Genomic DNA, 16036 nt, shown 5'->3' on the forward strand with positions numbered 1-16036 from the left:
ACTGCCGTACAACCTGTTTTTGGTAAAGATACCATGTGTAACGTACCCGAGGGGAATGGGGTAAAGAGGAGAATGCATGAAACTTTTTTGGAAACTTGATGACCTCATTGCACTGATTACGGAGTGGGTCCTGGCCAGCGGCGTTTTGTTCATGGCCGGCCTCCTGATATGCAATGTCGTCTCCCGCAAGCTGTTTATGAAAAGCATGGCGTCGGCCGACGAGCTCGGCGGATCGCTGCTTATTCTCGTGACATTCAGCGGCATAGGCTATGCCGCCCGCAAGGGACGCCACATCCGCATGACGGCGATTTTCGACACGCTGTCCCCCAAGATTAAAAAAGCACTGATGATCTTCATCTCGTTTGTGACCATGGCCACGTACATCTACGTCTGCTCCATCGCTCTCGACTACATCGAGTACACCAAGATGCTGGGCAAGGTGACCTCCGCCCTTGAAATGCCGGACTGGATTCGCGCTGCCGTCGTTCCCGTAGGGTTCGGCCTCGGGGCCATTCAGTACCTGATGAACATCATCATCAACATCAAAGAACCCGAGCTCTACGTGGGAACGGAAAAGCCCGAGGGGGAGGACACAGAATGCTGATTCTTTTTGGTTTAATGCTTCTCTTGCTGCTCATGGGATTCCCCATGATGATGACCATGCTTCTTTCCACCATTGTGTATATCAGCCTGTACACGCCCATGGTTCAGCCCTTCATCATCGTTCAGCAGATGATCCTGGGCGTTCAGGCACCGGTGCTCATGGCCATCCCCATGTTCATCCTCGCCGCCGATATCATGTGCAAGGGGCAGACATCGGAACGCCTGCTCGATTTTGTGGAAAGCCTGGTGGGTCACCTGAGCGGCGGCCTGGCCTCCACCACCTCCATCACCTGCGCCCTGTTCGGCGCGGTGTCCGGTTCCACCCAGGCAACGGTTGTGGCCGTGGGGTCTCCGGTTCGGCAAAAACTCCTGGACAGGGGATACAGCGACAGCGAAGCCCTGGCGCTGATCATCAACTCCAGTAACCTGGCCTACCTCATTCCCCCCAGCCTGGGGATGATCGTCTACGGCGTGGCAAGCGGCGCGTCCATCGGCGAGTTGTTCATCGCAGGCATCGGGCCCGCCGTGGTCATCATCGCCCTTTTTGCCGCGTACAACGTGTTCTACGCAAAGCGGAACAACATCCCCCGCCTGCCCAAGGCATCCGCCGCAGAGCGCCTGGCAGCCACCAAACGCTGCATCCTGCCCTTCGGCTTTCCCGTCATCATCATGGGCGGCATCTACTCGGGTATCTTCAGCCCCACGGAAGCAGCGGCCGCAAGCGTCCTGTACGCGGCCTTTGTGGAGATGATCATCTACAAATCCGTGAAAATGAAAGACCTCTACGAGATCGCCCTTTCCACCGGCGTGCTCACCACCGTCGTGTTCATCCTTGTTGCCGTGGGCCAGTGCTTCTCCTGGGTCATCTCCTACGACCGTATCCCCCAGATGCTCACCCAGGGCCTCCTCGGGGAGTCGGCCTCTGTCTTCCTCATCCTGCTCACCGTCAACATCGTCTTCTTTGTCGGGTGCATGTTTGTGGAGGCCGTGGTCGTCATCCTGATCCTGACCCCCATCTTTGCCCCCATCGCCCATGCCGCAGGCATCAACCTGGTGCACCTGGGTGTCCTGATTACCCTTCAGGTCGCCATCGGCTCCGGCACGCCGCCTTTCGGCACAAGTATCTTCACCTGCTGTGCCATCTTCGACAAACCGTACCTTGAAGTCATTCGAAACGAAGGGCCGTATATCGCCATCCTGCTCTTTGCCTGTTTCCTGATTTCCGCGTTTCCCGAAATTTCATTGTTCCTGGGAGGGTTGATGAAGTAATTCATCAATTTGAAATAATAGATCATTTACTTAGGAGTGAGAGATGAAAAAGTTTTGTACGCTTGGTTTGATGCTGTTGATTGTGTTTGCCGGTGCGCTTCCCGCATCTGCCAAACGAGGAACCTACACCTTTAAGATTACCCACGAAGAGTACGCGGACACCGTACCGGACAAATACGCCAAAGAATTTGCCCGCCGCGTAACGGAAAAAAGTGACGGCCGGATCACGTTTGAAATTTTCCAGGTGGGCCAGCTGGGCGTCGGCGTGGACCTGGTGGAGCACCTGCTCACCGGCTCCACCCAGATGGCCATCGTCAGCCCCGGTAACGTCTCCACCATCGTGCCCGAAGGCCAGATGTTCGCCCTGCACTTCCTGCTGCCCTCCAGCGTGGAAAAAGCCTACGAGTTCCTGGCCAAAAGCCAGGTGGTCAAAAAGGACCTCGCCGGAGCCTACGCTGAAAAGAGCCTGCGCCTCATGGACCTGTGGCCCCTGGGCGCAAGCGACTGGCTGAGCGACAAAAAGATCATGGGCCCCGCAGACTTCAAAGGCCTGCCCTTCCGCACCATGGACACCCCGCTCATCATCAAAAACTACGAAGCCTACAACGCCAACCCCACGCCGGTCTCCTATACCGACGTGTACAGCGCCCTTCAGCTGAACATGGTGGACGGCGTGGAAAACCCCCTGGGCGCCCTGGTGGACATGAAATGGTACGAAGTCCAGAAGTACCTCATCATGTCCAACCACATCATGTACCTCGAAGGCGTGTTCATGAACGACCGCTTCTTCAAGTCCCTGCCCAAGGACCTGCAGAAGATCCTCACCGAAACCGTCGCCGAGATGCGTGACTACGCCTACGACCTCCAGAAGGAAGCCAACGAAAAAGCAGCCGAGGTCCTGGCCAACCACACCGAACGCGTGGACCTGACCCCTGAGCAGCATGAAGCCTTCCGCAAAGCAGCCCTGCCCGTCCGCGACTACTACAAAAAAGCGCTGAGCAAGCGCTGCGCAGCCATGCTGGAAAAACTCGAAAAAGAGCTGGCTGAGTTCGAATAACCCCCACTCCATGTAAACCAGCCGGGGTATGCCATCATACCCCGGCTTCGCCACCCATTCCGCCGAAAACTGCCAAGTGAACGATGCCTTCTATGGTTAAAGTGCATTGAAAAACCTGCCTCCGGCGGCGAGGTGAGCCACCTCGAAAGCTTATTGCCATTGCGCTTTGCCCTTCGTTCCTCAGGGCAAAGCGCAATGGCCTTCGGCTCGGGCTGCGCCCGACATGAACGCTGATGGTTTATGCGGGCTGGATCGCAAGCTTCGACGTTACAGGAGACGTTGTCACCACTTGCCCAGTGTTGATTTAACCGCACGGCCTCCGGCGGCAAGGTGGGGGCACCTTGAAACCCTATGGCGAATGCATGAAGGCAGCCATTCTGCCTGAGTTTTTTCTCGCTCCCAGGCTCTGCCTGGGAGTGTCCCACCGCCTACCGCGACACCTCCCGCAGCGCCTCCCTGAAATACGACTGGGCTGTTTTCTCCGTAAAGGTGGGGACCTTGTCCTGGAGCTGAACCAGGGAGATCTTGTTGACGATCTCCCGCTTGCCCGTGCTGACGGGGATGACGGTTCCCTGCCGGAGCTGGTCCCGGACGGCGTTTCGGGTCACCACGCCCAGGCCCATGTCGCTTTCGATGGCCGAGCGCACGGCCTGGACGCTGTCCACGGTGAGGACCACGTTGGGTCTCACCGACTGTTTGCCGAAGTGGTGCCGAAACCAGCCGTTAAGGGCCTGGTGACTGCGCTCGTAAGAGATAAAATCCTGGGAGAGGATGTGGTCCGGGGAGAGGTTCTCCTTGAGGCGGGTGTGGAAATAGACCGCCGAACAGGCCAGAATCACCTCCTCATCGATGATCGGCTCCACATGATAGGTCCCCAGATCCGCCACGTATTTCCTCTGGCTTGCAAAGAGATCCACCATGGCAAAATCGAGCTCCCCGCCCTTGACCATGGCAAGGAGCCTCTCCGAATTGCCCAGGGACAGGGAAAAGGTCACCTCTCCGTATTGCTTCCGAAATGACGCCATCACCTTCGGGAAAAAGGCCTTGCCGAACTCCACGGGTGCCCCGATGCGCAAAAGCCCGGACGGCTCATCCTTCCCGTTTTGAAAAAGCGTCAACCCCGCCTGCAACTCTCCTAAGAACGGCTTGAGGATCGCAAACAGCCTGTCCGCCTCCACCGTGGGCACAAGCCGTTTGTGCATCCGTGTGAAGAGCCGCACCCTGATCTCCTGCTCCAGCTTTTTCAGATGCTGGCTCACCGCCGACGGGGTGACGTTGAGCTCCTTTGCTGCCCCCCCGATGCTTTGCCTGCTGTAGATGCAATAAAACACCTTGAGTCGGTTGAAATCGATATCGTTTAGCATAACTTAACCTATGGTTTAATTCGTTTAAGTTTACTTGATTATGCATGTGGGGTAATTTGTCAATTGAAAAACGGCGAACACTTAGGCTAAAACCGATGCGTGCACTTTCCCGCCTCAAAGGGAAACCTACGGCAATAACGATTCACCACGCTTACACGGGATGTTCATATGGATACGACACGCTGGAATATCGAGACAAAGGCAGTTCAATGCGGGTTTACTCCCAAAAACGGAGAGCCCCGCGTCACCCCCATCGTACAGAGCACCACCTACAAGTACGACACGTGCAAAGAGATCGCAGACCTCTTCGACCTCAAGGTCCCCGGGCACATGTACTCACGCATCAGCAACCCCACGGTGGAAGTCCTTGAAAACAAAATGGCGGCCCTGGAAGGCGGCGTGGGGGCCCTGGCTCTCTCATCGGGCCAGTCCGCGTCCACGGTGTCCATCCTCAATATCTGTGAAGCGGGCGACCACTTCGTGGCCCTGTCCACCCTCTACGGCGGCACCTTCAACCTCTTCAAGCACACCCTGAAGAAAATGGGCGTCGACATGACCTTTGTGGACCCCGCCGCCCCTGTGGATGAGATCAAAAAAGCCTTCAAGCCCAACACCAAGCTGCTCTTCGGCGAGTCCTTGTCCAACCCGGGCACCCAGGTCCTGGACTTCGACAAGTTCGCCGCCATCGCCAAGGCCATGGGGGTCCCCTTCATCGTGGACAACACCTTCCCCACGCCTTGCCTGTGCCGCCCCCTGGAGCACGGGGCAGACATCGTGATCCACTCCACCACCAAGTACACCGACGGCCACGCCACCAGCGTGGGGGGCATCATCGTGGACGGCGGCTCCTTTGACTGGAACAACGGCAAGTTCCCCGGCCTCACCGAGCCCGACGAATCCTACCACGGCCTCAGCTACACCGAGACCTTCGGCAACCAGGCATATATCGTCAAGGCCCGGGTCCAGTGGATCCGGGATTTGGGGTGCTACATGTCCCCCCAGAACGCCTTTCTCACCAACAAGGGCCTTGAGACCCTCCACCTGCGCATGGAGCGCCACAGCAGCAACGCCCTGGCCCTGGCCGAGTTCCTGGAAAGCCACCCGTCCGTTGAGTGGGTCAAGTATCCCCTCCTTAAAAGCGACCCCAACCACGACCTCTGCAAAAAGTACATGAAAGCGGGCAGCGGGGTCCTCACCTTCGGTCCCAAAGGGGGCAGAGACGCCGCAGAGCGCCTCATGAACAGCCTTCAGCTGGCCGAGATCGTGGTCCACGTGGCCGATGTCCGCACCGGCGTCCTGCACCCCGCCAGCATGACCCACCGCCAGCTCAGCGACGAAGACCAGATCAAGGCCGGCGTCCTGCCGGAGTTGATCCGTATCACCGTGGGCATTGAGCACATCGACGACATCATCGCCGACTTCTCCCAGGCGTTGGACAGCATGGGTTAAAAGGAATGCCTCCGGCGGTAAGGTGAGCCACCTTGAAAGCAGGTTACCGCCGGGCTTTGCCCCTCGCTCCTCGGGTCAAATCCCAGCGGTATTCCGGCCACCGATGGCTTTCGGGGTTATGTCGTCGAAACGGACACATTAAACGAAAAGCATCTTTAATTAGTTGGGAACAGTGCATGTTTATCTTTGATCAACCCTACATCTCCGATGTGGCCGAGAACTACCTCATCGAGTCCCAGGCCCCTCTTCTTGACAACGAGTTTGCCCTGAAGTGCGTCTCCCCGTCAGCCAACCATATCTCCGATGCCGAGGCCGTCAAAGAGCTGGAGCGCGATAACTTCCGCTGGCTCTACAGCAACAGCGAGAATGCCATCGGGTGGATCGTCGAGACCTTTGGGGCGGACTCGGAACTGGCCCTGAAGATCGACCTGTTCAAGAACAAATTCAAGTTCCGGGAGAAGACGGCGGCCCTGTTCCCGGACATCGCCTTTTTCAAGCTTGCGGCAGATGAGATCGCGGACTTCACCTTTGAGCGTGTGGGCGCCCCCTTTATCATCAAACCCATGGTGGGATTCATCAGCGCGGGGGTCCACAGGGTGAACACCGCCGACGAGTGGGAAACGGTGCGGGCACGGCTTCTGGAAGAGACAAGGGAGACGGCCAACGCCTTTCCCGAAGAGGTGATCAGCAGCGCCTTTTTCATTGTGGAGTCCGTCATCGAAGGGGACGAGTACGCGGTGGACGCCTACTTTAACGACGACAACAAACCGGTGGTGCTCAACATCTTAAAGCACCGGTTCAGCGGCGAGCAGGACATGAGCGACCGCCTCTACATCACCTCCGCTAAGATCATCTCATCGCGCCTTTCTGCCATCGAGGGTTTTCTCGCGGACCTGGCAGAGCTCGGAGACTTCAGGGGCCTGCCTGTCCACACCGAGATCCGCATCGATGAAAACGATTGCATCCGCCCCATTGAGGTGAACCCCCTGCGCTTTGCCGGGTGGTGCTCCACGGACATTGCCTCCTACGCATACGGCATCAACGTCTATGACTATTTTGCCCAGAAGAGAAAACCCGACTGGGACGCGGTGCTCCGCGCGGCAGGAGACGACACCTTTGCCATGGCGGTCATCGAACGCCCCACCCCCCTGCGGGACGATCAGGACTTTGATTACCGACAGCTGGCCGAGGGGCTGAGTACCATCCTGTGCCTGCGCAAAATGGATTACCGCACCTTTCCCATGTTTGCCTTTCTCTTTTTCAGTGTCACAAAGGAGACCGAGCACGAGCTTGACGCCATGCTTGCCCTCAACCCCGAAGCGTTTGTTGTGGACGTAGAGCAGGCGGGATAAAAAAAGCCGCACAGGTGTGCGGCGCTCCTTGGAACGGCCGTGACTGAGCGGCACGAAAATAAAAAAACACCATGGGCGACATGTTGCGATGTACCCATAACCATCGAAGGACGCGATGAAAACCGATCTTTACCCCGACTCCGTGGGCTTTGTGGAAAAACAGTTCTTCACCTTTGGTGACGCAGGCGATGCCCTGCCCCTGGAGGCAGGCGCCCACGCTGACCAATCATCGCCTGCCGACCTACGGAAAACTCAACGATGCCCGGGACAACGCCATTCTCATCACCCACGCCCTCACCGGGGACTCCCATGCGGCTGGGTATTACGACGCCACGGACCGAAAGCCCGGCTGGTGGGAGAGTATGGTGGGGCCGGGCAAGGGCATCGACACCACCAAGTACTTTGTCATCTGCTCCAACGTGCTGGGGGGCTGCATGGGCTCCACCGGCCCATCCTCGGAAAACCCTGAAACAGGCAAAGCCTACGGACTGGACTTTGAGGTCGTCACCATCGCGGATATGGTCAACGCCCAGAAGCGCCTCCTGGACCACCTGGGGATCGAGCAGCTCGTCTCGGTCATCGGCGGCTCCGTGGGAGGGATGCAGGTGCTCCAGTGGTGCCACGCCTATCCCCACATGATGCGCTCGGCCGTGGCCCTTGCCACCACCCTGCGGCACTCGGCCCTTGCCATCTCCTTTAATGAAGTGGCCCGCCAGGCCATCATGAACGACCCGAACTGGAACAACGGGGCCTACTACGACGGCCCAAGCCCGGACACCGGGCTTTCCCTGGCACGCATGGTGGGCCACATCACCTACCTCTCGGACGAGGCCATGCACAGAAAATTCGGGCGACGCCTCCAGGACCCGGAGACCCACGCCTCGGCCTTTGAGGCCCCTTTCAAGGTGGAGAGCTACCTCCACTACCAGGGCGCACGGTTCGTGGAGCGCTTCGACGCCAACTCCCTGATGTACATCACCAAGGCCGCGGACTACTTCGACCTGGAATCCGCCTTGTCCGCCCCGGTCTCCGGCACCAAGGCCAAATGCCTTGTGGTCTCCTTCAGCTCGGACTGGCTCTACCCGACCTACCAGTCCAAGGCCATTGTCAAGGCCCTCAAAAAACGGGGCAACGACGTCAGCTTCTGCGAGCTGGAGTCCACCGCAGGCCACGATGCCTTTCTCCTGCCCAACGACAGGCTCTCCCGCATGATTCGCGGCTTTTTAAAGGGGGTGTCCCATGACGGATAGCCAGGCTCCCATTCGATACGACCTTCAAATCATCGCGTCATGGATTCCTTCGGGATCCAAGGTCCTGGGGCTGGGATGCGGCGAGGGGGATCTGCTGCACTTCCTGAAGCAGCATAAAAATGTCTCGGAGACAGGCATCGAGATCGTTGAATCTAAAGTATCGGCCTGCATTGAAAAGGGCCTCTCCGTGATCCAGGGGGACATCAGCACCGAGCTCAGCGACTACCCGGACGAAAGCTTCGACTGCGTGGTCCTCAGCCAGACCATCCAGCAGACCTTCGACCCGGTCTCCCTCCTTGCCGAGATCATGCGGGTGGGCAAAACCGCGGTGGTGAGCTTTCCCAACTTCAGCCACTGGAAGGTCCGGACGCAGTTTCTCTTCTCGGGCCACGCCCCCAAGACCGAGGTCCTGCCCTACTCCTGGTACGACACGCCCAACATCCGTGTTCTCTCCCTGCGGGATTTCAAACACCTCGGCCAGGAAGCCGGTTTTGAGATCATCAACGAAATGGCCATCAAAACCTATTCGGCGGACCGATACGGAAAGACCATCACCTTCCTGCCCAACCTGCGGGCAACCTACGGGCTGTTTCTGATCAGAAAAGCTTAAGACACACAAAAAAACGCCGCACAAACGTGCGGCGTTCCACAAAAAGGTTCCTCCCGTGCCCCATGGGCACTGGAGAGTCTACTTCACCACCACCCTCACCACATTGCCCGGAAGCAGGGTTTCATCGTGTTCCACGGCCACATGGAAATAGACCGCGCTCACCAGCTTGGGCAGCTTCTCCCTCAGGACCTCCGGCACCCGGAGTTCCACGTTCCCCATGGCCGTCAGCGTTGCTGGAACGGATTCACGCTTTCCGTCCACGTACAAAAGGATCTCCTTGTCCTCGGTGAGCATCCAGGCTTTGTCCGGTGCCACATAGACGTCCACCCACAGCCCGTTGAGGGAAGCGCAGGTCAAGATGGGTTCTCCGCCTCCCACCAGGGAACCGGCGGAGACCTTCACCTCTGTGATGATGGCATCAAAGGGGGCCTTAAACCCCGCGGAGCCGTACAGTTGGCGCAGATGGTCCCGATAGGCCCTTGCACGCTCGATTTCGGAGAGAAGGTCGTCCACATCCGAGTCTTCCTGAATACCGCTTCGATTGAGGGTGGACATTCTGGCCCGGTAGTTTTTTTCCGCCTCGGCTTCTGCGATGCGGTTGGATTCCACCACATGGGTGTAGTGGTCCCGGGCCAGGATATATTCGTGGTAACGAAGCTCTTTCTCGGTTTTCGCCGCCCGGACCTGGCTCAGGGTGGTGGCATCCAGCCGGTAGAGTTTTTCCAGGTTTTCGTGGCGCTCTTTTTTGGATTCATACGGGTTTGGGTCGTATCGGAAGACGGGCTCGGAGAGCATGCGTTCCCGGGCAAGGGCGCTGCCCTGCTGTTCCAGGTTGAGGAACCGAAGCTTGTTTTGCAAAGGGGCGGCATAGTCCCGCTGATCCCCCGACTCCCCGGCAATAAGATCGTATGTGGAAAGCTTGGACTCCAGGACGGCCTCGGCCTGCCTGATTCGATTTACACCCTCCACGGAGTATTGTGTGAAGAGCACATCCCCTTTTTTGACGATGTCCCCCTTGGAGACAAAAAGCTGCTGGATCTCGGTGGTCACGTCCGCTGTAAGTTCCAGGGTCTCACCCGTGACCATCCCGTAGGTATACAGGGTGTTCCGGTTGTAAAGCATGATGCCGCCACCCACCAGTATCGCCACACACAACACGGTCAGCACCACCTTGCGCACAGGGGCTTTCCTTCTCTTGTGCTCCCGCATCCGGGGTTGGGCCGGTGAGACCGGCTCCTGGGATTCACCGCCTTTCCTGAACGATATTTTCATCTTACTCCTCCCCCCCTTCAAAAATCTGCTTTAAAGCCGAGTAGTCGTGGAACGAGAGCCCTCGATACCCGGGGTTTTCCATCCATTGGCGCGATAAATCCTGTTCAACCCGGTCCCACCCGGCTCTGTCCAGGGGATACAGGGTATCTAAAGGCGGTGCTTTGCCGGAAAACTCCAGGCCGACCTCCAGGGGTCCGGCCGCCTCTTCAAAGACCTTGGCCACCACCCGGCTTGTGGTTTCCGGGGAGTTGAAATAGGCCATCACCGTGATGCCGTCGGTGAGGCGCGCGGCCTGCCGCATCAGGGGCCGGTGCGCCTCCTGGGTAAACCACTTGACGGGCCCGTCCACCCACAGGGGCATGTCGCCAGCCATGCGGCTCTTCGCCTTTTTCAGGTGCCGGAGGAAAGAGACGTTCAGCTCCTCCCTGAGGGCGGGATCTGTCTCCCACCCCGGCACGGAGTGGGGTTCCAGATCGATCTTTATGCCGGAAATTTTGGGTTCGAACCCGCTTCTGGAGGCGTTAAAGCGGTTGATGCGATCCACGCCCCGGCCCAGCGCCAGCGCCCCGTCAGGCCCTGTGAGCCACTCGGGCTCTCCCAGCAGCGCCCACACCTCGATGTTCGCTTGTGCGCACGCGTTTAAAAAGAGGATAAACCGCTCCCGGTCCATCATCTCCGTAAGGAGCCGGGAATCAGAATACAGGTAAGCATAAACCCGGTTGACACCAGCTTCTTTTGCCGTGGTCACAAAGGCATCCCGGCTGTCCTTTGTCTCCATGGCGGCCCGGGTCTCCCACAGCCAGACAGAAGCTGTCCGCCCCTCCATCTTCAGGTCGGAGTAAGCCCACAGGTTGTCGGCCAGGAGCCTGGATCGCCCGGTCTCCCGCCAGACGTTGACGTACCGGATCCCCAGGTCCCTTTCCACCCGGGCCTTCCTGGCCACGGCACTCAGGTACTCCTGCTCGGCGGTGATCACGGCCAGGGGGTCGTAGGCATCGGCATCCCCCGGGGTGTCAATGGCCTCGTAGAGCCGGGCCACCCGCACTTGTTCCAGGGCATACCGCGTGTCCAAGGCCTTGGCCCGGCTGTCGTCCTGTGAGGCCTTGAAATCCATGAGGGCCTCGTCCAGACCCTGGCGGACCCTTCCCGCCACCAGGCCCAGCTCAATGCCCAGGGCATCCTTGACATGGCGCCAGTACGCGGTGTGGAGCCTGGCGGCCTTGCCGTGGGCTGTGGAGATGCCGCCGCTGAAGGTCAGGTTGATGATATCGGTCACCGCGTTGGACGTGCTCTTGCCGGTGTACTCGTACTCCGCCGCCACATTGAGGATTCCCCGTACCTCGGGCCCGGCCGACTCCAGGAACCGCGCCTTTTTCAGCTCGGCGTTAATACCACGGACCTGGGGGTGGTTCAGGACCGCCAGCTCCCTCAGCACCGCGGCCTCTTCAAACTCGGCTTCTCTCAGGTGAAAGGCGTCCGGGGCCAAGGAGACCTGAACCTCCCGGGCAAGCCCGCAAAGCTGCTTGAGGCGGTTCATCAAAAACTCGCGTCGGCGCCGTGTGTGGGCCTTCTCCGAGGCGGCCGCCACCATAATTTTCTCTGCTGCCATGTGTTGCAGCCTTAGGGTGCCCCCCACGGTATCCAGGGTTTCGTAATAAGCCTGGCGCTCTCCGTACACCTCCAGGAGCGACTCCTGCACGGCCTCCAGCTCGTCAAGGTAGGCCACTTCAAAGCAGATCTTCACCGCCTCGGCCACCCGTTCGTTGACCTCGTTGTCCAGACGGCTCCGGGCCGCCTCAGCCGTCAGCTGGGCCGCCCGCCAGAGCTCCCTGTTTCGCCGGATATCGAGCAGGGGTTGAAACAACCCGAGGAGCCCGTCGATGAGGGTCTGGGAAAAAAAGCTGGTCTGGTCGTTGAAGAGCCCGGCCTGGGACACCGTGCCCAGCTCAAAGTAAAAAGAGGGGTAATTGGGCAGGGTGGCAATGCCCACCTCCACAAGGGAGGCGGCCAGCTCTGCCCGCTTCAGACTCACCTCCGGGTTCTGTGCCGTCACAAGGGCGGCTACCTCCCGGACCCCGAGGACCTCAGGGACCCGGACCACCACCGGAGAAGCGGTGCCGTCCACATAGCGGCTTCGCAGGATATAGCGGCTCTGCTCCCCGGTTTCTGCCTCAAGACGGCGGTAATCCGCCACCTCTCCGGTAACGGGGTCCAACCTGTAGAGGGCCTGGTAGCCGGGCTTATCCGACTCAAAGACCAGGGTGCTTCCGTCATCGGAGTAGATCCGGCTGATGGTGCCGGCCCCTTCTTCAAGGTGGGTGGACAGGTCCTCTCCAGACTCGTCCACGGACATGAGGGTAGAGACGCACTCGTTGTCCCGGCTCAGGAAAAAGACCCTTCCCGCGCCCCTCAGGTGAACGGGCAGCACGGGTTCTCCGGGAATGTCCCTAAACCTCTCCTCGTGGAATCGGATTCCCCTTCGGCATCCACCTCAAAACGAAGCCGCACAAGGGCCAGGTCATGCTCGCCGGGAAACCATCGCCCGGTGCGGTCCAGGGCCTTGAACACCACAAACGAATCCGTGAGCTCGGACCTGTCCCGCTCGGGCAGGGGGTGCTCCGACCTCAGGAAGGGCTCGCAGCTGGAAAGAACGGGAATCAAAATAATAGAGTGACCATCCCTCCCCGCAGTCATCGGGGATCCTGAAAAACACCACCCGCGCTTCGGACCGCACCCGGGGAGCGGTGCCCGGCTCCGGGATTCGCTTCACCGTCTGGCCGGTCACCTCAAACACAACAAGCTCGTGAGCCGTGGTTCCCAGGGCAGCGAACAGCTGCTGCTGGCCAAAGAAGACCGGGGCCGTCAGCTCACGCACCAGGGCCATGTCGGCCTCCTGCTCCACGGCCTGGCGGTTGCGCATACCGCACCCCAGGCAGCACACCATCACAAGGCATCCTATCCACGGGACCACGCCCGCCATTCGTCGCCTATCCATCCGCAAGATCCGCCATGGCCAGAGCGATGAGGTCATCCACTGTCTGGTGGGAAGCGTCTCCCTGGACCACACTGAAGGAAACCTCGGGGCGACAGATGTCAAACAGGTATTCCAGCTTCTGAATGGCCTCGTGAATCCGGTTCACCACCACAACGGCCCCGTCAAAATCGGTTTCGGCAAGGATAAGCCCCAGGGTCTGGGCGTCCCAGACGCAGGTGGTGTCCAGCTCCCTCAAGCCCTGGCTCAGGGCCTTGAAAAGATTGTTCACGTACCAGGCAAGGCGGTCGGGATGGTTTTTCCGAATCTCCTCGATTTTTTCGATGCGGGCCAGGATCAGGGTAAAGGGCGCGTGGTAGCGCTTCGTGCGAATGAGCTCCCGTTTGAGTTCATGCTCGAAAAACTGTTTGTTGTAGAGATTCGTGTGGTGATCGTAGAGCAGGGTGCCCAGGTCCACGCCCTTGATCTGTCCGCTTCGCACCGCCTCCCAGGCATGCTGGGTCATCTCATAGGCGTAGATATTCTTCTCCACGGTCTCGTCGGGTCGGCAGACCTGCCCGCACACCAGGCATTCGAGTTCCACCACCGGTTCGGGAACGATGGTCTGGCACTGGGCGCACTTGAAGTAGTCCGTGGGCTTTTCGTAGTCGATACCGATGTGACGCAGGGTCTCTTCACACTTGGGGCAGACAAGGTCCGCGCCCTGCCTGAAAGACTCTATGGAGTCCACATGGCCGCAGGGAAAGTGGTGGACCATCTGCCCCTTGACGATGTCGATGGAGGAACAGGCCGGGCACACCTCCCGGTAGTTGATCTGGTAGGATTCGCACATCTCGCAGAGGCGGACCCGGTTTTTGAGCTGCTTGGTGAAAAACCCTCGTTCGGCAAGGGCCTCCAGGTAGGCTTCCTCGTTTTCCAGCTCTCCGGTGATCTTCAGGACATCGGGATAAAAATGACCCGTGGGCTTAAAGGGAGAGGGAAGGGGCTCGAGGACCGAAGCGCCGCCGTCCGCCACGTCACGTAAAAATGAGAGGACATAGGCATCGGAGACGTTGAGTTTCCCGTTTCCTGAAAAAAACAGAACATTTCGAATGGCGGGCAGGAGTTCCGCCCGGAACAGGGGACGAAACAGGACGTAAGCAGCCCCTTTTTTAAAGGCTTCCAGAAGAATGCCCTTGCCGTAACAGGAGGTCACAAAAATGGTTTTGTTCACAAACACCGGCACATGGCACTGCTCGGACTCCTCCTCTCCCTGGCAGTAGATCATGAGATCGGTCTGTCCGGAGAGGCGTTGCATCGCCGAAACCTCGGCCCTGGAAATGGAGAGAGAGGTCTCAAACCGAGCGGACTCCAGACCCGTTTCAAGGATTCGATACTCTTCCTCCCTGGCACCGACAATGACCACGTTAAACACTTTTTTCATTCACACCTCACCATTTCTTTGTATTGCGCCATGCAGACTCAGGCAGGTAGCCTTCCTGATAGTTAATCCTGAAAAATTCCAACATCAGCGCCCCGAACCGTACCCAGCGGAAAAGGGCTTTGTATCCCGGAAAGAGGAACACCGTGGGGATCAGTGTCACCTCCTGGGCTTTGCGCTCGCTGAAGACAAGGGCAATGGCAAAACAGAAGAGAGTCACCCCGACGTAAATAAGATAGGCCAGGCACCAGACAAAGATGAGGAGCCTCGGGTAAAACCAGAGCATCAGCATTAGGTACAGGGCATAGACAAAGGTCAGGAACACCGTAAAGAAAAACTCCAGGGAAATCTCAAAGGCGTTGCGCCAGTCATACTGCCAGAACTTCAGGATGTCGGCGTGCTTGCGAAAGTAGGTCCTGAAGCCCCCCTTGTCCCATCGGAACCGCTGTCCCCTCAGCACCCGCCATGTTTCCGGGGCGTTGGTCATGGCGATGGCCGCCGGGGCAAAGACGATCTTCCAGCCCACCTTCTTGATCTTCAGGGTCAGGTCCGCGTCCTCGGCCAGCTCCGGGTCCCAGGCACCGAAGGAGAGCAGGGCCTCCCGCCTGAAGGCCCCGAAGGCCCCGCTGACCTGCATGCCCATGCCCAAAAGCCCCAGCCACTGCTTCCATATGGTGATGGACAGGGCGTACTCCACGGCCTGGAGCCGGGTCCAGACAGAGGTCTCAAGGTTTCGCACCTTGATGTTGCCCGCCACGGCCCCCACCTTGGGGTCGTAAAAGGGGCCGATCATGTGGAAGAGCATGTCCCGGTCAAAGGAGGTGTCTGCGTCCACGGAGACAATGTAATCGCCGGAGGAGAGGTACAAGGCCATGTTGGATGCGGTGGGGCGTCCCGATCGCCCGGTGGCCGCGCTGTTGCGGTAGAGTTTGACCTGCCCCCTGTCGGCAAAGGGCCTGGCCTCCTCATACATGCGGTCCTCCGAGTTGTCGTCGATGACGATAATCTCAAGGTTGGGGTAATCGAGTTCAAGGAGAGAACGGATGGCGTTGGCCACGCTGGCCTCTTCGTTGTAGCCCACGAGAAGGACGCTCACCGAAGGCGCCGTGGCAAAAAACGTTTTTTTTTCACGGTCGTCATGGGGAAGGCGATCGGCCACTTTGGCCCCAAGGAGAAAAACGGCAGGGAAAATATACCGGGGGAACTCCCCGAAGATGAAAACGGGCATGAAAAAAAGAATCCACTCCCACAACGCCCGGGTGGCAAACTGGCCTTCGATGAGATGACGAAAATCGACCAGTGCGAACAGCATGTGATTCAGGAGATCTGTCATATGACACCTTGAACTCCCAAAACAAACAACCCACCAAAATCATTCAATGCAATACCAACCCTTGT

The 16036-nt window shown here is 58.7% G+C and carries 13 protein-coding genes; 7 read left to right on the forward strand and 6 right to left on the reverse strand.

The window, feature by feature from the left end; all coding sequences use genetic code 11:
• Positions 1 to 76: 76 nt before the first annotated feature.
• The 3 genes from ACOYW2_RS18715 to dctP are packed head-to-tail and all read left to right on the forward strand — an operon-like array spanning position 77 to position 2929.
• Positions 77 to 604 carry a TRAP transporter small permease gene (locus tag ACOYW2_RS18715; RefSeq protein ID WP_180140178.1) on the forward strand — a complete coding sequence of 176 codons (528 nt, stop codon included), beginning with the start codon at positions 77 to 79 and terminating at the stop codon, positions 602 to 604.
• The gene (locus ACOYW2_RS18720) at positions 598 to 1872 is read left to right on the forward strand and encodes a TRAP transporter large permease (protein ID WP_180140177.1); all 1275 of its coding nucleotides are present in this window, start codon (positions 598 to 600) and stop codon (positions 1870 to 1872) included. The genes ACOYW2_RS18715 and ACOYW2_RS18720 overlap by 7 nt, the downstream gene beginning before the upstream one ends.
• Before the next feature lie 43 nt (positions 1873 to 1915).
• Positions 1916 to 2929, forward strand: coding sequence for a TRAP transporter substrate-binding protein DctP (dctP, locus tag ACOYW2_RS18725; RefSeq protein WP_482767536.1), 1014 nt, complete (start codon positions 1916 to 1918; stop codon positions 2927 to 2929).
• Positions 2930 to 3357: 428 nt separating this feature from the next.
• On the opposite strand, the gene ACOYW2_RS18730 is transcribed toward dctP, so the two are convergent.
• Complete coding sequence (locus tag ACOYW2_RS18730) at positions 3358 to 4293, reverse strand: LysR family transcriptional regulator (RefSeq protein ID WP_482767537.1); 936 nt, start codon at positions 4291 to 4293, stop codon at positions 3358 to 3360.
• A 168-nt stretch (positions 4294 to 4461) separates the two neighbouring features.
• Between ACOYW2_RS18730 and ACOYW2_RS18735 the strand changes: the two genes are divergently transcribed.
• The 4 genes from ACOYW2_RS18735 (at position 4462) to metW (ending at position 8954) form a co-directional block, all read left to right on the forward strand.
• A complete protein-coding gene (locus ACOYW2_RS18735) occupies positions 4462 to 5742 on the forward strand; it encodes an O-acetylhomoserine aminocarboxypropyltransferase/cysteine synthase family protein (RefSeq protein WP_482767538.1) in 1281 nt (426 codons plus the stop codon).
• A 176-nt stretch (positions 5743 to 5918) separates the two neighbouring features.
• The gene (locus ACOYW2_RS18740; RefSeq protein ID WP_482767539.1) at positions 5919 to 7094 is read left to right on the forward strand and encodes an ATP-grasp domain-containing protein; all 1176 of its coding nucleotides are present in this window, start codon (positions 5919 to 5921) and stop codon (positions 7092 to 7094) included.
• Between the two features lie 188 nt (positions 7095 to 7282).
• The gene (gene metX / locus ACOYW2_RS18745) at positions 7283 to 8344 is read left to right on the forward strand and encodes a homoserine O-acetyltransferase MetX (RefSeq protein WP_482767540.1); all 1062 of its coding nucleotides are present in this window, start codon (positions 7283 to 7285) and stop codon (positions 8342 to 8344) included.
• Positions 8334 to 8954: a methionine biosynthesis protein MetW gene (gene metW, locus ACOYW2_RS18750; RefSeq protein WP_482417559.1), complete on the forward strand. Its 621-nt coding sequence runs from the start codon at positions 8334 to 8336 to the stop codon at positions 8952 to 8954. Before metX ends, metW begins: the two co-directional genes overlap by 11 nt.
• Positions 8955 to 9032: 78 nt before the next feature.
• Here the strand turns inward: metW and ACOYW2_RS18755 are convergent, their stop codons facing one another.
• The 5 genes from ACOYW2_RS18755 to ACOYW2_RS18775 all read right to left on the reverse strand — a co-directional run bounded on the left by ACOYW2_RS18755 (position 9033) and on the right by ACOYW2_RS18775 (position 15971).
• Positions 9033 to 10226 carry an HlyD family secretion protein gene (locus tag ACOYW2_RS18755; RefSeq protein WP_482767541.1) on the reverse strand — a complete coding sequence of 398 codons (1194 nt, stop codon included), beginning with the start codon at positions 10224 to 10226 and terminating at the stop codon, positions 9033 to 9035.
• Position 10227: 1 nt separating this feature from the next.
• Positions 10228 to 12654: a TolC family protein gene (locus ACOYW2_RS18760; protein WP_482767542.1), complete on the reverse strand. Its 2427-nt coding sequence runs from the start codon at positions 12652 to 12654 to the stop codon at positions 10228 to 10230.
• Positions 12636 to 12887: a hypothetical protein gene (locus tag ACOYW2_RS18765; protein ID WP_482767543.1), complete on the reverse strand. Its 252-nt coding sequence runs from the start codon at positions 12885 to 12887 to the stop codon at positions 12636 to 12638. The genes ACOYW2_RS18760 and ACOYW2_RS18765 overlap by 19 nt, the downstream gene beginning before the upstream one ends.
• Positions 12888 to 13213: 326 nt before the next feature.
• Positions 13214 to 14641, reverse strand: coding sequence for a TackOD1 domain-containing metal-binding protein (locus ACOYW2_RS18770; RefSeq protein WP_482767544.1), 1428 nt, complete (start codon positions 14639 to 14641; stop codon positions 13214 to 13216).
• Positions 14642 to 14648: 7 nt separating this feature from the next.
• Positions 14649 to 15971, reverse strand: coding sequence for a glycosyltransferase family 2 protein (locus ACOYW2_RS18775; protein WP_482767545.1), 1323 nt, complete (start codon positions 15969 to 15971; stop codon positions 14649 to 14651).
• Between the last annotated feature and the right edge of the window lie 65 nt (positions 15972 to 16036).

The sequence above is a fragment of the Desulfoluna sp. CLI2B genome (assembly GCF_056847375.1).